This window comes from Variovorax paradoxus (genome assembly GCF_902712855.1).
In the GTDB taxonomy this organism is placed as follows: domain Bacteria; phylum Pseudomonadota; class Gammaproteobacteria; order Burkholderiales; family Burkholderiaceae_C; genus Variovorax; species Variovorax paradoxus_Q.
The window spans coordinates 3,276,244-3,296,193 of the sequence record NZ_LR743507.1; the positions used below are offsets into that span (position 1 = coordinate 3,276,244).

At 68.4% G+C, this 19,950-nt stretch carries 18 protein-coding genes; 10 read left to right on the plus strand and 8 right to left on the minus strand.

All coding sequences use genetic code 11. The features are described from left to right. The first annotated feature begins 9 nt into the window (after positions 1-9). The 3 genes from AACL56_RS14985 to AACL56_RS14995 all read left to right on the plus strand — a co-directional run bounded on the left by AACL56_RS14985 (position 10) and on the right by AACL56_RS14995 (position 3,023). Positions 10-1,026, plus strand: coding sequence for an NADP-dependent oxidoreductase (locus AACL56_RS14985; RefSeq protein ID WP_339090595.1), 1,017 nt, complete (start codon positions 10-12; stop codon positions 1,024-1,026). 44 nt (positions 1,027-1,070) lie between these two features. Further along, the gene (locus AACL56_RS14990; protein ID WP_339090596.1) at positions 1,071-2,009 is read left to right on the plus strand and encodes a glutathione S-transferase family protein; all 939 of its coding nucleotides are present in this window, start codon (positions 1,071-1,073) and stop codon (positions 2,007-2,009) included. Between the two features lie 108 nt (positions 2,010-2,117). Next, on the plus strand, positions 2,118-3,023 hold the full coding sequence (locus AACL56_RS14995) for an SDR family oxidoreductase (protein WP_339090597.1): 906 nt from the start codon (positions 2,118-2,120) through the stop codon (positions 3,021-3,023). 24 nt (positions 3,024-3,047) lie between these two features. Here the strand turns inward: AACL56_RS14995 and AACL56_RS15000 are convergent, their stop codons facing one another. Then, positions 3,048-3,716: an FMN-dependent NADH-azoreductase gene (locus AACL56_RS15000; protein WP_339090598.1), complete on the minus strand. Its 669-nt coding sequence runs from the start codon at positions 3,714-3,716 to the stop codon at positions 3,048-3,050. A 137-nt stretch (positions 3,717-3,853) separates the two neighbouring features. Here AACL56_RS15000 and AACL56_RS15005 point away from each other — a divergent pair, with 137 nt between their 5' ends. Continuing rightward, a complete protein-coding gene (locus AACL56_RS15005) occupies positions 3,854-4,762 on the plus strand; it encodes a LysR substrate-binding domain-containing protein (RefSeq protein WP_339090599.1) in 909 nt (302 codons plus the stop codon). 184 nt (positions 4,763-4,946) lie between these two features. Then, positions 4,947-5,147 (plus strand): hypothetical protein, encoded by a 201-nt coding sequence (locus AACL56_RS15010; protein WP_339090600.1) that lies wholly within the window; start codon positions 4,947-4,949, stop codon positions 5,145-5,147. Between the two features lie 169 nt (positions 5,148-5,316). Here the strand turns inward: AACL56_RS15010 and AACL56_RS15015 are convergent, their stop codons facing one another. Both AACL56_RS15015 and AACL56_RS15020 read right to left on the minus strand, forming a co-directional pair. Then, positions 5,317-6,789 (minus strand): serine hydrolase, encoded by a 1,473-nt coding sequence (locus tag AACL56_RS15015; protein ID WP_339090601.1) that lies wholly within the window; start codon positions 6,787-6,789, stop codon positions 5,317-5,319. Positions 6,790-6,973: 184 nt separating this feature from the next. Beyond that, positions 6,974-7,924, minus strand: coding sequence for a LysR substrate-binding domain-containing protein (locus tag AACL56_RS15020; protein WP_339090602.1), 951 nt, complete (start codon positions 7,922-7,924; stop codon positions 6,974-6,976). Between the two features lie 117 nt (positions 7,925-8,041). Between AACL56_RS15020 and AACL56_RS15025 the strand changes: the two genes are divergently transcribed. Further along, positions 8,042-8,800: an FMN-dependent NADH-azoreductase gene (locus tag AACL56_RS15025; protein WP_339090603.1), complete on the plus strand. Its 759-nt coding sequence runs from the start codon at positions 8,042-8,044 to the stop codon at positions 8,798-8,800. Here AACL56_RS15025 and AACL56_RS15030 read toward each other — a convergent pair. Then, positions 8,748-9,188, minus strand: coding sequence for a carboxymuconolactone decarboxylase family protein (locus tag AACL56_RS15030; protein WP_339090604.1), 441 nt, complete (start codon positions 9,186-9,188; stop codon positions 8,748-8,750). The two genes, AACL56_RS15025 and AACL56_RS15030, sit on opposite strands and share 53 nt — an antisense overlap. A gap of 105 nt (positions 9,189-9,293) precedes the next feature. Between AACL56_RS15030 and AACL56_RS15035 the strand changes: the two genes are divergently transcribed. Together AACL56_RS15035 and AACL56_RS15040 are read left to right on the plus strand one after the other, a co-directional pair. Beyond that, positions 9,294-10,727 (plus strand): PLP-dependent aminotransferase family protein, encoded by a 1,434-nt coding sequence (locus AACL56_RS15035; protein ID WP_339090605.1) that lies wholly within the window; start codon positions 9,294-9,296, stop codon positions 10,725-10,727. A 164-nt stretch (positions 10,728-10,891) separates the two neighbouring features. Next, the gene (locus AACL56_RS15040) at positions 10,892-13,708 is read left to right on the plus strand and encodes a diguanylate cyclase domain-containing protein (protein ID WP_339090606.1); all 2,817 of its coding nucleotides are present in this window, start codon (positions 10,892-10,894) and stop codon (positions 13,706-13,708) included. Positions 13,709-13,787: 79 nt separating this feature from the next. Here the strand turns inward: AACL56_RS15040 and AACL56_RS15045 are convergent, their stop codons facing one another. Beyond that, positions 13,788-14,978, minus strand: coding sequence for an MFS transporter (locus AACL56_RS15045; protein WP_339090607.1), 1,191 nt, complete (start codon positions 14,976-14,978; stop codon positions 13,788-13,790). 96 nt (positions 14,979-15,074) lie between these two features. Here AACL56_RS15045 and AACL56_RS15050 point away from each other — a divergent pair, with 96 nt between their 5' ends. Then, the gene (locus AACL56_RS15050; RefSeq protein ID WP_339090608.1) at positions 15,075-16,037 is read left to right on the plus strand and encodes a LysR substrate-binding domain-containing protein; all 963 of its coding nucleotides are present in this window, start codon (positions 15,075-15,077) and stop codon (positions 16,035-16,037) included. Here AACL56_RS15050 and AACL56_RS15055 read toward each other — a convergent pair. The 3 genes from AACL56_RS15055 to AACL56_RS15065 form a co-directional block, all read right to left on the minus strand. Further along, the gene (locus AACL56_RS15055; protein ID WP_339090609.1) at positions 15,986-16,756 is read right to left on the minus strand and encodes a fumarylacetoacetate hydrolase family protein; all 771 of its coding nucleotides are present in this window, start codon (positions 16,754-16,756) and stop codon (positions 15,986-15,988) included. The genes AACL56_RS15050 and AACL56_RS15055 overlap by 52 nt on opposite strands. Positions 16,757-16,787: 31 nt before the next feature. Then, complete coding sequence (locus AACL56_RS15060; RefSeq protein WP_339090610.1) at positions 16,788-17,765, minus strand: tripartite tricarboxylate transporter substrate binding protein; 978 nt, start codon at positions 17,763-17,765, stop codon at positions 16,788-16,790. A gap of 123 nt (positions 17,766-17,888) precedes the next feature. Further along, a complete protein-coding gene (locus AACL56_RS15065; protein WP_339090611.1) occupies positions 17,889-19,130 on the minus strand; it encodes a pyridoxal-phosphate-dependent aminotransferase family protein in 1,242 nt (413 codons plus the stop codon). A 121-nt stretch (positions 19,131-19,251) separates the two neighbouring features. Between AACL56_RS15065 and AACL56_RS15070 the strand changes: the two genes are divergently transcribed. Further along, positions 19,252-19,944, plus strand: coding sequence for a GntR family transcriptional regulator (locus AACL56_RS15070; protein WP_339090612.1), 693 nt, complete (start codon positions 19,252-19,254; stop codon positions 19,942-19,944). Positions 19,945-19,950 lie beyond the last annotated feature (6 nt).

Sequence of the window (19,950 nt, forward strand, 5' to 3'; positions counted from 1 at the left end):
GAGACTTCCATGCCCGCCAACAAGCAGATCCATCTCGACAACCGCCCCGAAGGCGAAGCCGTCGCGACCAACTTCAAGCTCGTGACCGCCGAGACCCCGGCGCTGAAGGACAACCAGGTGCTGGTGCGCCATCACTACATGAGCCTCGACCCGTACATGCGCGGGCGCATGAACGACTCGAAGAGCTACGCGCAGCCGCAGCCGCTGGGCCAGACCATGCAGGGCGGCACCGCGGGCGAGGTGGTCGAGAGCAAGCACCCCAAGTACGCCGTGGGCGACAAGGTGGTCGGCTTCGGCGGCTGGCAGGAATACAGCGTGGTCGACGCCTCGCAGCCCGGCGCGCTGAAGAAGGTCGACACCACGCACGTGCCGCTGTCGCACTACCTCGGCGCGGTCGGCATGCCCGGCGTGACGGCCTGGTACGGGCTGGTGAAGATCATTGCGCCCAAGGCCGGCGAAACGCTGGTCGTCACCGCCGCCAGCGGCGCGGTGGGCAGCGCCTTCGGTGCGCTCGCCAAGGCGCGCGGCTGCCGCGTGGTGGGCATTGCCGGCGGTGCCGACAAGTGCAGGTACGTGACGGAAGAACTCGGCTTCGACGCATGCATCGACTACCGCGAGCACCCTGACGTGAAAAGCATGAGCGCGGCGCTCAAGGAAGCCTGCCCGAACGGCATCGACGGCTACTTCGAGAACGTCGGCGGCTACATCTTCGACGCGGTGCTGCTGCGCGCCAACGCCTTCGCGCGCGTGGCGCTGTGCGGGATGATCGCCGGCTACGACGGCGCGCCGCTGCCGCTGGCCAACCCCGCGCTGATCCTCATCAACCGCATGAAGATCGAAGGCTTCATCGTCAGCGAACACATGGAAGTGTGGCCCGAGGCGCTGACCGAGCTCGGCACGCTGGTGGGCACCGGCAAGCTCAAGCCGCGCGAGTCGGTCGCGCAGGGCCTCGAGGCCGCGCCCGAAGCTTTCCTCGGCCTGCTGAAGGGCAAGAACTTCGGCAAGCAGCTGGTCAAGCTCATCTGAGCCGGCGGTGTCCTTTTCCAACCAACCACCTCACGGGAACGACCATGGCAGACCTCATCCTCCACCACTACCTGACCTCGCCGTTCTCGGAGAAGGTGCGCCTGATCCTCGGCGCCAAGAAGCTGCCGTGGAAGTCGGTGTTCATCCCGCCGATCATGCCCAAGCCCGACGTGGAGATCCTCACCGGCGGCTACCGCAAGACGCCGTTCCTGCAGATCGGCGCCGACATGTACTGCGACAGTGCACTCATCGCCGACGTGCTGGAGCACCTGCAGCCCAAACCCACGCTCTATCCGGAGCCCGAGAAAGGGCTGTCGCGCATCCTCGCGCAATGGGCCGACACCACGCTGTTCTGGGCCTCGATGGCCTGGAACCTTCAGCCGCGCGGCGCAGCCGAAGTGTTCGCCAAGGCGCCGCCCGAAGCGCTGAAGGCCTTCGGCGAAGACCGCGGCAAGATGAGCGCCGGCAACATGACGCGGTTGCGCCCGGCCGACGCCACGAGCGCCTACAAGTCGTACCTGCGCCGGCTGTCCGACATGCTCGACGACAAGCCCTTCCTGCTCGGCGAAGTGCCGAGCATCGCCGACTTCTCGGCTTACCACTCGCTCTGGTACACCCGCCGCATCGAGTCGGTTCGAACCATCCTCGACCTGACGCCCGCGGTGGTCGACTGGATGGACCGCATGGCCGCCATCGGTCATGGGGCGCCCGAGAAGTTCGGCAGCGACGAAGCCATTGCCGTGGCCAAGGCCGCCACGCCGCACACGCTGCTGACAGACAGCACTTTCCAGGACGATCACGGCATCGCGCTGGGCAGCGCCGTCACCATCCGCGCCGAGAGCTTCGGCCTCGAGGAAACGCCGGGCACGCTGGTCGCGGCCACACGCACGCACTACACGCTGGAGCGCAGCCACGAGCGCACGGGCACCGTGCACGTGCACTTCCCGCGCATCGGCTACGTTCTGAAGGCGGCCGAGGCCTGACCTTCGCCGCAACGCCTGCCGGGGCACCTTCGTGACTGCGCCCGCGCGCATTCCGTATTTCAATCGAAGCTCCAACGTCAGAGACATTCAACAGAAGGACACCGGCAAATGATTCAGGACTTCAAGGGCAAGACCGCCGTTCTCACCGGCGCGGGTTCGGGCTTCGGCCTGGAGTGCGCGCGCATCGGCGCCGCCCGCGGCATGAACCTCGTGCTGGTCGACGTGCAGCAGGACGCACTCGACAAGGCCGCGGCCGAGATGGAAGCGGCCGGCGCGCAGGTGCTGGCGCGCAAGGTCGACGTGTCCGACGCCGGGCAGATGGAAGCCCTGGCCGCCGCCGTGAACGAGCGCTTCGGCGCGCCGCACTTCGTGTTCAACAACGCCGGCGTGGGCGCCGGTGGCCTGGTGTGGGAGAACACCGTGGCCGACTGGGAGTGGGTGCTGGGCGTGGACCTGTGGGGCGTGGTGCACGGTGTGCGCCTGTTCGTGCCGATGATGCTCGAGGCCGCTGCGAAAGACCCGGCGTACCGCGGCCACATCACCAACACCGCCAGCATGGCCGGCCTGCTCACGCCGCCCAACATGGGCATCTACAACGCGGCCAAGGCCGCCGTGGTGAGCCTCACCGAGACCATGTACCAAGACCTGAACCTCGTCACCGACCAGATCGGCGCGAGCCTGCTGTGCCCGTACTTCGTGCCCACCGGCATCACCAGCAGCGAGCGCAACCGGCCCAACGCGCCCAAGGAGAGCGAGCTCACCAAGAGCCAGCTCATCGGCCAGGCCATGAGCAACAAGGCCGTGAGCAGCGGCAAGATCACCGCCGCCGAAGTGGCATCGAAGGTGTTCGACGCCATCAGCGACAACCAGTTTTACGTGTACAGCCATCCGAAGGCGCTCGGCAACGTGCGCAGCCGCATGGAGAACATCGTGGCGGGCGTCAACCCGGCCGACCCGTTCCTCGAACGGCCCGAGATCGGCCAGAAGCTGCGCGAGCAGCTGCGCTCGAACTGAGCGCAAGCCTCTCGCAGGCCTCTTTCACGCGGCCTGCAGCTCGCTCACCAGCGCCTCGATGCGGGCCAGCGCGGCCGCGATCGAACGGTCCAGCAGGTCGCCGTGGTCTTCGGCATGCTCGATGGCCACGCTGTGGACTTCGCCGAGGCCGAGAAGCGCCAGCGGGCTGGTGATGCCGGGCGTGAGCAGGTCCATGTGGGCCTGGAAACCGCCGGGTCCGTAGCCGCTGCTGCCGCATGAGCTGAGCAGCACCGTGCGCCGGTTGCGATCGGCCAGCAGCGGCACGTAGGGGTTCTCGCGGCTGCGGTCGAAATCGAAGGTGGCGCCGATGCGCACGATGTTGTCGATCCAGGACTTCAGCGGCGCCGGCATGCCGAAGTTGTACATCGGCACCCCGATCACGAGGACGTCCGAGCGGCGGATCTCGTCAATCAGTGCATCGCTTTCGGCGAGCACGTCGTGCATCCATGGTTCGCGTTCTGCGGCCGGCGTGTAGCCCGCCGCGATCCATTCACCGGTGACGTGGCCTGGCGGCGTGGCGCCGATGTCGCGGTAGATCACGTCGTCCTGCGGACGCGCGGCGCGCCATGCCGTCACGAAGTGATGGGTGAGCCGGCGCGAGTGCGAGCCGTGTTCGTGCGTCCCCGAACGGCCGGGACGGGCGCTGGCATCGATGTGGAGCAGGGTGGTCATGGGCGGAGTCCTCTGTGGTTGCGATGGGTTGGATGAATCGAATTCAGCTGTCTGCTTGACATGCGTTGCAATCTATCCAAGCATGCATCGAGCAACAAACGACGATTTCTTTGCGCTGCTGAAAATCTGATTCATCCATGGCCCATCCGCGTCAACTTCCTCCGCTGGCTGCGCTGCGGGCCTTCGAGGCCGCGGCGCGCCATTGCAGCGCCAAGCTCGCCGCGAACGAGCTCTCGGTCACGCCCACGGCCATCAGCCATCAGGTGCGGCAACTCGAGGACTCGCTCGGCGTCGCGCTGTTCATCCGCCAGCCGCGCCAGCTGGTGCTCACGCCGCAGGGCAGGGAACTGCAGGCGGTGCTCGGCGAATCGTTCGGCGCGATGGCCGATGCAGTCGCGCGGTTGCGCGCGCCGCCGCAGCGGCAGGCCATCACGTTGTCGGCAACGCCGGCCGTGGCCGCGCGCTGGCTGCTGCCGCGCGTCAGCACGCTGCGCGCGCTGCATCCTCGGCTCGACCTGCGCATCCATGCATCGCACGAGGCCGTGGCCCTCGACGGCGTCACCGCCGACATCGCCATCCGCTACGGCAAGGGCCGGTGGCCGGGCATGGTGGCCGAGAAGCTGTTCGACAACGTCTTCGCGCCGGCCTGCAGTCCCGCGCTCAAGCTGCGCCGCCGTACTGACCTGACGCGCCAGACGCTGCTGCATTTCGCGGTGCCCAGCAGCAGGAGGCAACCGGGCACGTGGTCCGAGTGGCAGGAGCAGGCCCAGGTGCCGGGTCTCGATGTGTCCGCCGGGCCCGTGTTCTCGGACGAGACGCACACCGTGTCGGCTGCGCTGCAGGGCCAGGGCGTGGCGCTGATGAGCCTCGCGCTCATCGCGGACGAACTGCGCGCAGGCAATCTGGTACAGCCGTTCGGGCCGGTGTTGCCGGGCATGCCGTTCCATCTGGTCTGCCCCGAGGCGCGCCGCTCGGAGCCGGCGACGGCCGCAGTGTTCGAGTGGGTGAAAAGCTTGCAACCACTCGCGGAGCCTCGTATGGAATGAAGCTGCATCCAATGTCGCGATACAAGTTGCGTGGCGACAACGGGCGCGAAGGATTTGCCAATAGCCGCTAACAAAGTCACAAAATTGACGAAATCGCTCGAATCGAACGACGTGCTTTGGAAACGCTTCGAGACACCTTTGAAAAGCTAAGGGCTACTATCCAGAGCATCAGACAAGGACATCCATGGAGACATACCCCACCCTTCGCCAGGCCACTGGCGTGGCGCGCACCCTCAGCAAGCACTCGTCGTGCACCATGGTGGTCTACCGCCTCGCCGACGAGAAATACGTTGCGGCGCATTCGACCGACCGCGTCGAGGGCACGATCGAAGGCGTGTACCGCGACGGCTATGTCGTGCAGACGCTGCTCACCAAGAAAAGCTGACGCGCGTCGGCGCCTCGACCCGTCCTGCAAAGCCTCCTTCGGGAGGCTTTTTGCTGGGCGCCGCAGTTGCCCGCGCCATGCCGGCTGGAGGGCAGGGCGACGGCCTGGGGTCGCCATGGAGCAGTCGGACCGGCGGCGGGCGTGATTCCTGTGTTGCGCGGCGCTTGCCTCAACGGGAGCTGGGTATGCCGTCCATCAGCACCGCGAGCGCCCTGCGCAGGCTCGGTGCCGCGGCCGGCTCGCCCTTGTCGAAGCCCATGCGCACCACCACGAGATCGTGCGACGGCACGATCAGCACCACCTGCCCGCCGGCACCGAGCATGTAGTAGGCGCTGGTTGGCACAGGCCACGTGCCCGTGCCGTTGAGCCAGAAGAAGCCGCCGTAGATCGGCCGCTTGTCCGCGGCCCAGGCCGGTGCGACCGTGCTCACGAACTTGACGAAACCTTCGGGCAGCAGCCGCTCGCCATTCCACACGCCGTCCTGCAGGTAGAGGTTGGCAAGCCGCGCCCAGTCGCGTGCCGACATGAAGTCGTAGCCCTGCGCCAGGAAGTTGCCGTGGGGGTCGGTCTCCAGCGTCATGGTGCGGATGCCGATCTTGTCGAACAGGGCTCGCTGCGGGAACGACAGGTACTCTTCGCCGCGCTTCTCGACGGCCAGACGGACCAGGTAGTTCGCCAGCACAGGGTCGGTGTTGCGGTAGCGCCCGACCGTGTTCGGCGGCCATTGCTGCGGGCGGGTGGCCGCGTAGTTGAACGCGTTGATGCGGCCGGTGTAGAAGTAGACGTGATCGGGGTAGGTGCCGTTGGGGTCGAAATCGGGGTCGTCCGGCGCCTTGATGCGCAATCCGCTCGACATGTGCAGGATGTCCGAGATGCGGATCTCCTTGCGCTTGTCGCCGTCCGCCTGCCATTCGGGAATGGGTGCGGGCTGGTCGATCTGGTAGTCGCCCTGCCTGATGAGCGTGCCCAGCAGCGTGGCGGTCACGCTCTTGCCCATCGACCACGACTCCAGCGGCGTCGTCGGGCCGATGCCGCTCATGTAGCGCTCGCCGACGATACGGCCCTTGTGCGTGACCACGAAGGCCGCGGTGTACGCCTGGGGCACGTCGAAGGCGGCATCGATGGCCTGGCTCACCCTGTTGGCGTTCACGCCGGGCGCAGCGCCCGCGGGCATCACGTTGCCCATCGGCCAGTCCTGCGTCGCAGGGTCGGGGAGGGTGCTGGTGACGGTCACCGGCGTGAAGAACACGTCGTCCTTGCCGGGCGGCAGCGTGATACAGCCCTGCGAGCCGTAGTAGCGCGCCACCAGCGTCGTGCCGTTCAACATGCCGATGCGGACTTCCTTCCTGTCGCGATCGATCACCGGCTTGCCGACCTTGCTGCGCTGCGCGTAGGGTCCGACGAAGTAGCCCACGCTCTCGGCGGCAACCTCGGGGTCGAGGCCGGTGATGAAGGCGGCGGAGCACATGGCCTTGGCGTAGCCGGACGTGTTGTGCTCCAGCGGATCGCCCGGCGGCGGAACGTAAGGGGTGTCGAGTTCGTAGGTTCTCGCGCGGGCAATGAGTGCCTCGCGTGCCGGCAGCTCGGGCGTCAACCCTCCGGTCGCAGGCGGTGCGACGGTGCCGGGGAGCACGACGGCCACTCCGCCCCCGCCACCGCCGCCGCCGCCACCTCCGCACGAGGTCAGGGCCATGACAAGAAGCGCACTTGTCGCAATCGCCGCAAGAGGGACTCGGGCAAACCTCGTCATCAGCTCTCCTCGCTTTTTTGTAGCGTGAGTCTCCTCAAGAGTGTGACGAAGTGCAAGTACTGCTTTCTGCTTGTACTCAGCTTCCGGTCGTCGTTTGCGAAACGATCCAGTTCCACACCGCACGAAGCGGCGCTTCGTTCTCCCGCCCATTGGCCACCGCCACGAAGTAGCTGCCGGTGTCGAGCGCAGGCCCGAAGGGCTGCACCAGCGCGCCGCTGCGGATCTCGGGCGCGGACAGCGTGAGGCTCAGCAGCGCCACCCCGTGCCCGCCGAGCGCCGCGAGCATCGCGTGCGATTCGTCGGAGAACGACAGCGCGGGCGCTCGCATCGCGCCGCCGCCCGGCGATTTCGGCTGCGCGATCCCCGCTTCGCGAAACCAGCGCGGCCACAGGGCAGGCGCCAGCGCGTGCGGCTGCCAGTCGCAGTGAATGAGCTGGTGCTTCGACAGGTCGGCCACGCGCTTCAGGCCGAGCATCGGGCTGCACAGCGGTGCGTACCTTTCGGGCATCAGCTCGCGCGATAGCAATCCCGGCCATTGGCCACGGCCCGAGCGGATGGCGATGTCGGCGTCGCCGCGCGCCAGGTCGACCAGCGTGTCGCTCGCATGCAGGCGCAGTTCGACCCCGGGGCAGGCCTTGCGGAAAGCCTCCATCCGCGGTAGCACCCAGCGCGCCGCGAAAGCGGCGTTGGTGGTCAGCGTCACTGTCTGCGAAGCGGGCGGACGGCGCAGCCTGTCGATGCCGGCCTCGAGCACGTCGAAGCCGGTGCGCAGGTCGTCGAAAAGCCGCTGCCCCGCAGGCGTCAGCGCAAGCTGCCGCGTGAGCCGCCGGAACAGCGGCTGGCCGAGCGTGTCTTCGAGCGAGCGCACCTGATGGCTGATGGCCGATGGCGTCACCGAAAGTTCGAGCGCGGCGCGCTGGAAGCTCAGGTGTGCGGCGGCGGCTTCGAAGGCACGCAGCGACAGCAGCGGGGGCAGCCGCCGCCCCGGGCGCGGAAGCGATTGGACAGGTGAGCCAATTTCGTTCATGGGCGGAGAAATGATCGTTTGTGGGGCAGGCGTCTTATCCATAGATTCAAGGCCTGCGCTGCCATTGTGGCTGCGGCGAACAAACCAGATCAACTCACCTGTCCATCGAGCAAGACCATGACTCTCAACATCCTTCACATCGACGCCAGCGCCCGTCCGGGCCGCTCCGACATCGACGCCCACGGTTCGCACACGCGCCGCCTCTCGGCGCGCTTCGTCGAACGCTGGCGCCGCGCGCGTCCAGACGACGGCGTCGGCTACCTCGATGTGGGCCAGCAGCCCCCCGCGCACGTCGATGGCCGCTGGATCCACGCAGCCTTCACGCCGCCCGCGGCGCGCGAGCCATGGATGGCCGACGCGCTCGCCGAGAGCGACCGGCTTGTCGACCAGCTCATCGCGGCCGACCTCATCGTGGTCGGCCTGCCCATGTACAACTTCAGCGTGCCGGCGCAGTTCAAGGCCTGGATCGACAACATCGTGCGTGTCGGACGCACTTTCGGTTTCGACCGTTCGCGCGGTGCGCTGCCGTACTGGCCGCTGCTCGCCGATGCGGGCAAGCGGGCGGTGCTGCTGGGTGCGCGCGGCGACCACGGCTACGGCAAGGGCGGGCGCATCGCGCACCTGAACCACACGGAGGACAGCGTGCGCTCGGCGCTCGGCTACATCGGCATCACCGAGGTGCACGAAGCGGCGGTGGAGTCCGACGAGTTCGGTGGCGTGCAGCTTGCGCAGTCGCTGCGCCGAGCCGAAGAGGGCGTCGACAGCCTGGTCGACCGGCTGCTCGCCGAGGTGCCGCGGGTCCGGCCGGCTCCAAACGGCCGGCTCACGCAGTCAGCGTCTTTCGGAAGCCGATCGACAACCGGTTCCAGCTGTTGATGGTGTTGATGGCCATGGTCAGGTTGACCTGTTCGGCCTCGGTGAACTGCGCGGCCAGGGCTGCGTACGCGGCATCGGGCGCGCGCGTCTGCGCCACCTCGGTCAGGGCTTCGGTCCAGGCCAGTGCGGCCTGTTCGCGCTCGGTGAAGAACGGTGTTTCGTGCCACACGCCGAGCGTGGCCAGCCGGCGGTCCGTTTCGCCGGCCTTGCGCAAGTCGGCGGTGTGCAGGTCGATGCAGTAGGCGCAGCCGTTGATCTGCGAGGCGCGCAGCTTCACCAGGTCGACCAGTTTAGGGTCGAGACCGAGCTTGCCGACGGCCACCTCGAGCGCGATCAGCGCCTTGAGTGCTTCGGGGGAGGCCTTGTAGAAATCGAGACGGGCTTGCATGGTGCGGGTTCCTTTGTCGGCAGTGGTTGAATGCAGGTTCGATGCTAGGAGCGCAGGGCGCCGCCGCAGGCGGCCAATCCGCGGCATTCGCAGGAGACCAATCCGATGGAATTGCACGTCGTCATCGAAGGCGACAAGGACCTGGCCGGCCAGCTCTACCGGCAGCTGAAGGAGGCCATTCGCAGCGGCAGGCTCGCCACGGGCGAGAAGCTGCCGCCCTCGCGCCTGCTCTCCGCGCAGCTCGGGCTGTCGCGCAAGACGGTGTCGGAAGCCTATGCGCGCCTGACCTTCGACAAGCTGCTGGCAGGCCGCGTCGGCAGCGGCACCTTTGTGGCCGAAGGTGCTGTACGTCGCTTGCCCGCGACGGCCGCGAGACCGCTCGCGGGTGCTGCCATGGCCGGGCACTGGCGTGGCATGAGCACGCCGCTTCGTCATCCGGCGCCGGCCGGCAGTTCGCGCTACGAATTCATCGGCGGCGCGCCGGCGCGCGACCTGTTCCCGCATGCCGACTGGCGCCGCTGCGTGCTGCACGCGCTGCGCCAGGGCGCGCGATCGCGCGGGCTCTACGGCGACGCCGAGGGCCTGCACGAGCTGCGCGACGGCATCGCGCGGCATGCGAGCTTCTCGCGCGGCGTTCGCTGTGCCGCCGCCGACATCCTGGTGACCAACGGCGCGCAGCAAGCGCTCGACCTGGTGGCGCGGGTGCTGGTGGAACCGGGCAGCACGGTGGCGATGGAAGAGCCCGGCTACCCGCCGGCGCGCCTGTTGCTGAGTGCGCAGGGCGCCAATGTGGTCGGCGTGCCGGTCGACGACGAAGGCATGGTGGTCGGGCGCATTCCCGATGGCACACGGCTGGTGTACGTGACGCCGGCACACCAGTTCCCGCTGGGCATGCCGATGAGCGAGCGCCGCCGCAAGGCGCTGCTGGCGCGCGCGGCGGAGCTCGGCGCGCTGGTGATCGAGGACGACTACGACAGCGAGTTCCGCTACGAAGGCCGCCCCACCGACTCGCTGCAGAGCATGGATGCACACGGCTGCGTGGCCTTCGTCGGCACCTTCTCGAAGACGCTGTCGCCCGACCTTCGCCTGGGCTACCTGATCGCACCGCCGGCCCTGCTGGACGCCGTGGGCACGGCCAAGCACCTGACCGACTGGCACACCTCCACCCCCTCGCAATGGGCGCTGGCCAAGTTCATCGCCGATGGCGACCTGCAGCGGCACATCCGGCGCTGCCACCTGGCGTACGCGGCGCGACGCGAGCGCATCGTGCGGCGCTTCGCGGACGACCTGTCGCCGTGGTTCGAGCTGGTGCCGGCCACGGCCGGCATCCACCTGGCAGCGCTGTGCCGGCGCGAGGTCGACGTGGCGCAACTGATCGCGCTGGCGCGGCGGGTCGACGTGGGGCTGTATCCGCTGGCGCCGTTCTTTCACTTCTCGGCGCCGCGCCAGGGGCTGATGCTGGGCTACGGCGCCATCGCCGAAGCGGACATCGACCCGGCGCTCGACCGGGTCCGCGATGTGCTGCAGCAGCTGGCCTGAATCGGGCCCGGTGTCTTTTTTTTGCTGCATCCGGAAACAGGGAACCGCACCGTACCGGCGCCGGAAGACCCCCGGTGCATCCAAAACCTTTCGCACCGCGTAGAACACGCGGATACTCCTCACCGGCAACTTCCGCCGGCAACGCACCGGCCCTCACCAGATCAATGAACGAACCCGGCCTTCCGACATTTCGCTTCGGCCTGCACACGCGCCTGAGCCTCGGGGTGGCCGCGGTGGTGCTGGCGGCGACCTTTGCCATCGCCACGTATGCGCTGCACCTCGTCAGGGGCAGCATGCGGGCCTCGATCGCTGCGGAGGAGATGGGACGCGTGAGCGCCATTTCGGACGCCATCGACCAGAAGCTGGGCAGCCGTCGCATCCTGCTGCAGACCTTCGCCGAGAGCATCCAGACGCAGGGCTTCGCGGACGCCGAAGCCTTGCAGGTCTTCCTTGAAAAGCACGGATCGCTTCACCAGGCCTTCGACAACGTGGCCCTGCTCGACCTCAACGGCAACCTCGTTGCGAACCTGAACGGCGCGCAGAAGAACGGCAGCGTCAACGTCAAGGATCGCCCGTATTTCGTGCAGACCGTCGCCACGAAGGCCGGGGTGGTGTCGGAGCCCTACCGCAACCGGCTGAACGGGCTGGCGCAGGTCGCCATCACCCAGCCTGTGTTCGACGGCGATGGTCGGGTCCAGTACGTGATCTCGGGCGCCATCAACCTGAAGGACCGCAACATCCTGGGCGCGTTCGGCGACGTGCGATTCGGCAAGAGCGGCTACCTGTTCATCGTCACTGCCGACGGCGTGGTGGTCGACCACCCGGACACCGCGCGCATCCTGACCGACGTCAGGGCCGCCAGTGGCGGCGGCAATCCCGACATCCTGCGCGCCATGGGCGGCTTCGAAGGCACCGGGGAGGGCGCCGACGAGGCCGGCGTGCCCAGCCTCTATGCCTTCGACCGCACCGAGCGCACCAACTGGATCGTCGGCGCCATGTATCCGAAGGCCGAGGCCTTTGCCGGTATCGAGTCGATCGAGCGCGGCGCCTGGCTGGGCGCGCTGACGCTGTCGCTGCTGGCCGGGGCGCTTGCCCTGGGCGTGGTGCGGCGGCGCCTGAAACCGCTGGCCGAGCTCCACCGGCACATGCAGTCGGCCCAGCAGTCCCCGGGCCAGGCCTCGCCGATCCCGGCAAGCTATGCGCGCGATGAGATCGGCGACCTCGCGCGCACCTTCGACGCGCTGATGACGCAGCGGCTGGCCACCGAGCTCAGCCTCGCGCACAGCGAGGCGCAGCTGCGCACCATCGCCGACAACATCCCGGCGATGGTGTCCCGCGTGGACGCCTCGCTGCGCTACACCTTCGTCAACGCGCGCATCAGCGCGCTGCACGACAATGCGCCGCTGGTCGGCCGCTCGATGCCCGAGTCGCGCGGCGACGACTACGCCGTGGTCAAGCCGTATTTCGAGCGCGCGCTGGCCGGCGAGACAGTCATCCTCGAGAAGACCGGCGACCCGGCGCTGGGCATCGGCCACCGCACCTTCCAGGCCCACTACATTCCCGACCTCGATGCCGATGGCGCGGTGCGCGGCGTGTTCGCGATGACCTTCGACATCACGGAGGAAGTGAACATCCGCAAGGCCGTGGCCGAGCAGGAAAAGCGCCTGCGCGACGTCACCGACAACATTCCGGCGCTGGTGGGCTATTTCGACCGCAACCAGAACTGCCTGTTCGGCAACGTGCGCGCACGCGAGATGGCGGGCCTGGGCGACCGGCCGGTGGAGGGCACGACCATGCGTTCGGCGCTGGGCGACCCGGTGTACGCGCAGTGCCAGCCGTACCTGCCGGTGATGCTGTCCGGCAAGAAGGTGCGCTTCCAGGTGCGCACGCCGCTGCGCGGCAAGGAAGGCTTCTTTCAGGTCAACCTGATTCCCGACACCAATCCGCGCGGCGAAGTGGTGGGCTTCTACCTGATGAGCTTCAACATCACGGCGCTGAAGGAAGCGGAACTGCGCCAGGCCGAGAGCGAGCTGCGCCTGCGCACCATCACCGACAACATGCCGGCGCTCATCACCTACATCGACCGCGACGAGAAGATCACCTTCGCCAACGCCACCAGCCGCGAATGGCTGGGCCTCGATCCCCTGCAGCTTCTGGGCCGCCACCTGCAGGACGTGGCCGGCCGCGAGGTCTACCTGTCGCGCCGTCCGATGCTGGCGCGCGCGCTGGCCGGGGAGCGGGTCGAGTTCGAGGCGCGCACGCAGCGCAAGGGCTTCGAGCGCATCACCCAGGTCATCTACGTGCCCGACGTGCGCGCCGACGGTCTCACGCACGGCATCTTCTCGCTGGCGCTCGACATCACCGCGCTGAAGCTGGTGGAGCACAAGCTCATCGAACTGGCGCGGCTCGACACGCTCACCGGCCTGCCGAACCGGCTGGCGTTCAACGAGTACCTGCCGGACGCAGTGCTGCGCGGCCGGCTCACTGGCAATGCGATGGCGCTGATGTTCCTGGACATCGACCATTTCAAGACCATCAACGACACCTTCGGCCACGCGGTGGGCGACGCGGTGCTGGTCGAGTACGCGCGGCGCCTGACGGCCAGCGTGCGCGGCACCGACAAGGTGGCGCGGCTGGCCGGCGACGAATTCGTGCTGGTGCTCGAGAACCTGAGCGGTACGCAGGCAGCGGCCACGGTGGCCGAGAAGATCGTGGAACGTGTCGGCAAGGCGCCGTTCGTGATCGAAGGCCAGACCATCGCCGTGACCACGAGCATCGGCATCGCGTTCCATCGCGCGGCCGATTCCTCGGCGTCGGCCGAAGAGCTGCTGGCGCGCGCCGACGCCGCCCTCTACAACGCCAAGGCGGCCGGGCGCAACCGCTTCGAGTTCTTCCTGCCCGCAGGCGGTCCGCGCGATCCGCTGATGCTCGACGGGAGCCCGAGCCCGAGTTCGGCGGACCGGTCGGACATCGACGGCTGAGCCTCACGGGGCGGACGCGGCGAGCATCGGTTTCCGATGGCTCGCCTTGCTTGCAGCGCCCGTTGTCGCACCGGCCCGGTCAGGCCTGCGCCGAGGCGCAATCGGCCAGTTCGCCGCGCGGCTCGCGCCGGTCGAGCGAACGGCTCCACAGCGCGATCGTCAGGCCGGCCAGCGTGAGCAGCGCCGCCACCCAGCCCAGCGAACGCAGGCCCGGGCCGTGGTCGATCACCACGCCGCCGACCCACGCGCCGAGGGCGTTGCCGAGGTTGAAGGCCGCGATGTTGAGGCTCGACGCCAGGTTCTGGCCGGCGCCCGAGGCCTTTTCGAGCACGCGCAGCTGCATCGGCGCCACGGTGGCGAAAGAGGCCACGCCGAGAAGGCCGACGAACACCACGGCGGCGAACGGCGTGCCGATGGTGAACTGCATCGCACCCAGCACCGCGGCCAGCGCCACCAGCGTGGCAAGCACGGCCGCCATCGGCGCCCGGTCGGCCAGCTTGCCGCCAAGGATGTTGCCGAGTGCCATTCCTCCGCCGAACACCAGCAGCACGGGCGACACCGCCGACTCGGACAACCCGGTGAGCCGCGTGAGCAGCGGCTGGATGTACGTGTACACCACGAACACGCCGGCAAAGCCGAGCACCGTCATGGCCAGGCCGAGCAGCACCTGCGGACGCGCCAGCACGGCCAGCTCTTCGCGCAGCGGTGCGGGCTTGACCTCGCCCCTGACGCGCGGCACGAACGCGGCGAGCACCACGAGCGCCAGGAGGCCGATCGCGGTGACCGCCCAGAAGGCCGAGCGCCAGCCGAACTGCAGGCCGAGCCACGCGCCTGCCGGCACGCCGAGCAGCGTGGCGGCGGTCAGGCCGGTGAACATGATCGCTATGGCAGAGGCGCGCTTTTCGGGCGCCACCAGGCCGGTCGCCACCACCGAGCCGACGCCGAAGAAGGTGCCGTGCGCCAGCGAGGTGATGACGCGCGCGGCCATCAGCATCTCGTAGCTGGGCGCCAGCGCGCAGGCGAGATTGCCGAGCGTGAAGATCGCCATCAGCGCGAGCAGCACGGTCTTGCGCGGCAGCTTTCGGGTCGCGATGGTGAGCACGGGCGCGCCCACCGCCACCCCGAGCGCGTAGCCCGAGATCAGCAGGCCGGCGGCCGTGATGGAAACGTGGAGGTCCGTCGAGACCTGCATCAGCAGGCCCATGATGACGAACTCGGTGGTGCCTATTCCGAAGGCACCGGCGGTGAGGGCAAGGAGAGCGATTGGCATGATGCCCTGTACTGTGGAGACATTCCATGTCGATGACTAGAATGCCGCCGATACACAGACTTGTGACTTGAACTCACAGAACGACGGAAAAAAGCCATGCCGCGCATCGACGTCAACCGTTCCGGCGAGATGGAAGCCTTCGTGCAGGTGGTCGAGTCGGGCGGCTTCTCGTCGGCGGCGCGACTGCTCGGCATGACGCCCTCGGCGGTGAGCAAGCTCGTGGCCCGACTCGAGCTGCGCCTGGGCATCCAGCTGGTGCATCGCTCAACGCGCAAGCTGCAGCTCACGCCCGAAGGCAGCGCGTTCTACGAGCGCAGCACGCGCGTGCTGGCCGACATGGACGAGGCCGAGCGCTGTGCCGCCGCCGGCGCGGCGCCGCGCGGGCGGGTGAGCATCAATGCCAGCGTGTCCTTCGGCCAGCACAGGCTGGTGCCGCTGGTGCCGCGCCTGCTGGAGCAGCATCCGCAGATCACGCTCGACATCGCGCTCACCGACCGCATCGTCGACCTGATGGACGAGCGCGCCGACATCGCGATCCGCTGGGGCCAGCTGCCGTCCTCAGACCTGGTCGCGCGGCGGCTCGGCGAAACGAGCCAGGCCATCGTGGCCGCGCCTTCGTACCTCGCGAAGTACGGCACGCCGCACACGCCGCAGGAACTGGAGGCGCACAACAGGCTGGGCTGGAGCTTCCGGCGCAACTCGCCAGACTGGCCGCTGCGCTTGGACGGCCGCACGGTGTGGATGCCGGTGGCCGGCCCGGTGCGCGCAGGCGACGGCGAGACGCTGCGCCACCTGGCCATGGCAGGCGCGGGCGTGGCGCGGCTGTCGCTGTACCACGTGCAGCACGACATCGACGCAGGCCGGCTGGTGCCGCTGCTCGAGGAGTTCAATCCGTGCGAGGTGGAGCCGATCCACGCGGTGTACATCGGCAAGGCCGGCACGCTGCCCGCGCGGGTGCGGGCGGTGCTCGACTTCCTGGTGGCCTGTTCGGGCGTGGGCGGCGGACGCTACACGCTCAGGCGAACGGAGCCGATGCCGGGAAACTCCGCCGTCACCTGATCGCCGCGCCGGCACGGCACGATGCCGACCCACGAGCCGGTGGTGACCACCGTGCGCGCGGGCACGGTCTGACCGTGCCGCGTGAGGTGGCGCAGCCAGATGGGCAGCAGCCACGCCGGGTCAGCCAGCGGATGCGTGCCTTCGCGTACCACGGGCGCGGCATCGCCCACCCGGGTCTCGCAGCGCTGCGAGGCCCAGTCGACCGCCACGTAGGGCTTCCACTCGCCGAGCACCAGCGCGCCGTGCACCTGCGAATCGGCCAGGCGCAGCAGGGCGGGCGTGGCGGCGAGGTCCTGCCAGCGCGAGTCGACGACTTCCACCGACACCGTCATGGCGTCGATGAGCGATGCGGCGCTGTCGTGGTCGAGCGTTGCAGCCTGCTCGGGCGTCACATCCCGTCCGAGCCGCAGGGCGATCTCGGCCTCGATGCCGGGCGAATGGAACACGAGATCGGAGAAGTCGGCCGGGCCCTGCCGCACGCCGGCGGGCGGCAGCGGTGCATGGGTGAGGGTGGCGCTGCGCGAGCCGCCGCCCGACTTCCAAATGCCGGGCACCGGCCGGCCGTCGAACCAGTCGAGCGCGGCCGCCACGGCGTCCTGCACTTCGTAGGCTTCGGTGGCGCTGGCGAGCGCGTCGGTCCAGGGCGAGGCGTCGAGGGTGCGGTTGCCGCGGCGCGCGGCCACGAGTGCGTCTGTGAGGGCGGTCTGGGATGGGTTCATGTCCTCGATCTTCTCAGGTTGCACCGGCCCTTCAGGTGTCGACGTGCACCTTGCCGTCCTTCACGACCTTCGCCCACTTCGCGATCTCGGTGCTGATGAACTGCTTGAACTTGTCCTGCGAACCGCCGCCGTCTTCGGCGCCGTAGGTGTCAAGGCGCTCCTGGACGTCGGGCATGGCAAGCACGGTGTTCACGTCGCGATTGACCTTCTGCGCGATCGATGCCGGCAGCTTGCCCGGACCGGCGAGGCCGTACCAGGTGGTCGCCTCGAAGCCCTGGAAGCCTTGCTCCTGCATCGTCGGCACGTTCGGATGGCCCTTGGCGCGCTGGGTGCGGGTCTGCGCAACGGCGATCACCCGGCCGTTCTTCACGTGCGGCGTGGCGGCCGTCATGGTCTCGAAGCTGTACTGGATCTGCCCGCCCATCAGGTCGGCCAGCAGCGGGCCGCTGCCCTTGTACGGCACGTGCAGCGCATCGACACCGCCCTGCAGCTTGAACATCTCGAGCGCCAGGTGCTGCGCCGAACCGGCGCCGGCCGAGCCGAAGCTCAGCGTGCCTGGCGCGGCCTTGCAGGCGGCCACGATCTCCTTCACCGTGAGCGCCTTCTGGCCGGGGTTGGCGATCAGCAGGTTGGGCGTGACGCCCACCAGCACGATCGGCACGAAGTCGCGCTCCACGTTGTAGCGCAGCTTGGGCTGCAGGCTGGGCGCGAGCGCATGGCTGTTGATGTGGGCCATCAGCAGCGTGCTGCCGTCGGCGGGCTGCTGCGCCACGTAGTCGGCCGCCAGCACGCCGGCCACGCCGCCCTTGTTCTCGACGATGACCTGCTGGCCCCACATGATCGTCAGCTTCTGCGCGACCACGCGCGCCAGCGCATCGGTGCCACCACCCGGCGGAAATCCGACCACGATGCGCACCGGCCCCGAAGGCCACTCCTGCGCGAAGAGCCGGGGCACGCCCAGCGTGGCGGCCGCGGCGCCCGCGGCCTGGATCAGGGAACGTCTTTGCATCTTCTTTGTCTCCGTCGTGAGTAGGAATCCGATGCGCGCCGGCGGGCGTTGCTTGCGGGCGCTGTTTGCAGGAGCGACGCCGGCAGGCGCTGGGGCCGGCGCAATGCCGGCCGTGCTGCGTGCCTATGCGGCCTGCTGCAGCGCGCCCTGTGCCGGGTGGCTCGCGAAGTGGTCCATGGCCGCGTGCACGCCGCTGCCGGCCAGCTTGATGCCCGCGAGCTTCATGCCCATCTCGACACCCGCGACCATGGCCACCAGCGTGAGGTCGTTGCTGTCGCCCAGGTGGCCCATGCGGAACATGCGGCCCTTGAGCTTGCCCAGGCCGGTGCCCAGCGAAAGGTCGAAGCGCTGGTGGATGAGCCGGCGCAGCGCGTCGGCATCGACGCCCTCGGGCGTGATCACGCCGGTGAGCGCCGGCGAGTACACGGCGGGGTCCGCGCATTGAATGGGAAGGCCCCACGCGTTGACTGCCGCGCGCACGCCCGCGGCCCAGCGCTGGTGGCGCGCGAACACGTTGTCGAGTCCTTCGCCGAGCAGCATGTCGAGCGCCTCGGACAGCCCGTACAGCAGGTTGGTGTTGGGCGTGTAGGGCCAGTAGCCGTCCTTGTTCATCTCGACGATCTCGTCCCAGGCCCAGAAAGCCTTGGGCAGCTTCGCGCTCTTCGAGGCCTCGAGCGCGCGCGGCGAGAGTGCGTTGAAACTCATGCCCGGGGGCAGCATCAGCCCCTTCTGCGAGCCGCTGACGGTCACGTCCACGCCCCATTCGTCGTGGCGGAAATCGGCGCTCGCCAGCCCCGAGATGCTGTCGACCATCAGCAGGGCGGGGTGGCCGGCCGCATCGATGGCCTTGCGCACGGAGGCGATGTCGGAGGTGACGCCGGTGGAGGTCTCGTTGTGCACCACGCACACGGCCTTGATCTTCTTCTCGGTGTCCTTGCGCAGGCGGGCCTCGATGAGGTCGGCCTGCACGCCGCGTCGCCAGCTCGGCGCGTTGGGCAGTTGCGCGTCGCTGCCCGACCATGCCAGGAATTCGGTGGACACGCCCAGCCGCGTGGCCATCTTCTGCCACAGCGAGGCGAAGTGGCCGGTCTCGTACATCAGCACGTGGTCGCCCGGGCTCAGCGTGTTGGCGAGTGCGGCTTCCCAGGCGCCGGTGCCGGACGCGGGGTAGATCGCGACGGGGTGCTTCGTCTTGAACACCTGCCTGATGCCGCCGAGCACCTTCAGGCCGAGCGTGCCGAACTCGGGGCCGCGGTGGTCGATGGTGGGCAGGCTCATGGCCCGCAGGATGCGGTCAGGCACCGGGCTCGGGCCGGGAATCTGGAGAAAGTGGCGGCCGGTGGGATGGATGTCGAGTTGCAGCATGGACTGTCCTTTCGCTGTTCAGTTTTGCATTCAAAATGCATTTTTGTTTGATGGTTAACCCTGATTCTCTGACGTTGTGAGCATCATTTTTTGCATTCAAAATGCATTCAAGGGACAAACCATGACCGCTGACATCATCGAAATTTCCAGGCTCGCGTTGCACGACCAGGTCGCCGCGCGCCTTCGCACCATGCTGGTGGAGGGCCACATCGCGCCCGGCGCCAAGCTCAACGAGCGCGAGCTGTGCCTGCAGCTGCGGGTGTCGCGCACACCGCTGCGCGAGGCCATCAAGCTGCTGGCCGCCGAAGGGCTGGTCGACCTGCTGCCCAACCGCGGGGCGGTGGCGGTGAAGCTCACCGAGGCCGACGTGGTCGACACCTTCGAGGTGCTGGCCATGCTCGAGGGCATGTCGGGCGAGCTGGCGGCCAGGCGCATCACCGACGAGGAACTGGCCGAGGTCCGCGCGCTGCACTACGAAATGATGGCCTGCTTCTCGCGGCGCGATCTCTCGGGCTACTACCGGTTGAACGCGCGCATCCACACTGCCATCAACGATGCCGCCGCCAACCCGGTGCTGTCGAACACATACCGCTCCATCAATGCCCGCGTGCAGTCGCTGCGCTTTCGCACCAACCAGAACGAGGCGAAGTGGAAGCACGCGGTGGAAGAGCACGAGCAGATGATCGAAGCGCTGGCCACGCGTGACGCCGCCGCCATGCGCCGCGTGCTGGTGGCGCATGTGCTGCGCAAGCGCGACACGGTGCTCGAGCTGCTGCGCGCCGGCGAGATCTACCCCTCGGCCCGGTCGAACTGATCCTTC

Bases quoted from the DNA above. Each gene is read 5' to 3' on its own strand.
- AACL56_RS14990 (WP_339090596.1), top strand. From the start codon at position 1,071: ATGGCAGACCTCATCCTCCACCACTACCTGACCTCGCCGTTCTCGGAG.
- AACL56_RS15005 (WP_339090599.1), top strand. From the start codon at position 3,854: ATGGCCCATCCGCGTCAACTTCCTCCGCTGGCTGCGCTGCGGGCCTTC.
- AACL56_RS15035 (WP_339090605.1), top strand. From the start codon at position 9,294: ATGGAATTGCACGTCGTCATCGAAGGCGACAAGGACCTGGCCGGCCAG.
- AACL56_RS15065 (WP_339090611.1), bottom strand. From the start codon at position 19,130: ATGCTGCAACTCGACATCCATCCCACCGGCCGCCACTTTCTCCAGATT.
- AACL56_RS15045 (WP_339090607.1), bottom strand. From the start codon at position 14,978: ATGCCAATCGCTCTCCTTGCCCTCACCGCCGGTGCCTTCGGAATAGGC.
- AACL56_RS15020 (WP_339090602.1), bottom strand. From the start codon at position 7,924: ATGAACGAAATTGGCTCACCTGTCCAATCGCTTCCGCGCCCGGGGCGG.
- AACL56_RS15055 (WP_339090609.1), bottom strand. From the start codon at position 16,756: ATGAACCCATCCCAGACCGCCCTCACAGACGCACTCGTGGCCGCGCGC.
- AACL56_RS15030 (WP_339090604.1), bottom strand. From the start codon at position 9,188: ATGCAAGCCCGTCTCGATTTCTACAAGGCCTCCCCCGAAGCACTCAAG.
- AACL56_RS15070 (WP_339090612.1), top strand. From the start codon at position 19,252: ATGACCGCTGACATCATCGAAATTTCCAGGCTCGCGTTGCACGACCAG.
- AACL56_RS14985 (WP_339090595.1), top strand. From the start codon at position 10: ATGCCCGCCAACAAGCAGATCCATCTCGACAACCGCCCCGAAGGCGAA.
- AACL56_RS15000 (WP_339090598.1), bottom strand. From the start codon at position 3,716: ATGACCACCCTGCTCCACATCGATGCCAGCGCCCGTCCCGGCCGTTCG.
- AACL56_RS15025 (WP_339090603.1), top strand. From the start codon at position 8,042: ATGACTCTCAACATCCTTCACATCGACGCCAGCGCCCGTCCGGGCCGC.
- AACL56_RS14995 (WP_339090597.1), top strand. From the start codon at position 2,118: ATGATTCAGGACTTCAAGGGCAAGACCGCCGTTCTCACCGGCGCGGGT.
- AACL56_RS15010 (WP_339090600.1), top strand. From the start codon at position 4,947: ATGGAGACATACCCCACCCTTCGCCAGGCCACTGGCGTGGCGCGCACC.
- AACL56_RS15040 (WP_339090606.1), top strand. From the start codon at position 10,892: ATGAACGAACCCGGCCTTCCGACATTTCGCTTCGGCCTGCACACGCGC.
- AACL56_RS15050 (WP_339090608.1), top strand. From the start codon at position 15,075: ATGCCGCGCATCGACGTCAACCGTTCCGGCGAGATGGAAGCCTTCGTG.
- AACL56_RS15060 (WP_339090610.1), bottom strand. From the start codon at position 17,765: ATGCAAAGACGTTCCCTGATCCAGGCCGCGGGCGCCGCGGCCGCCACG.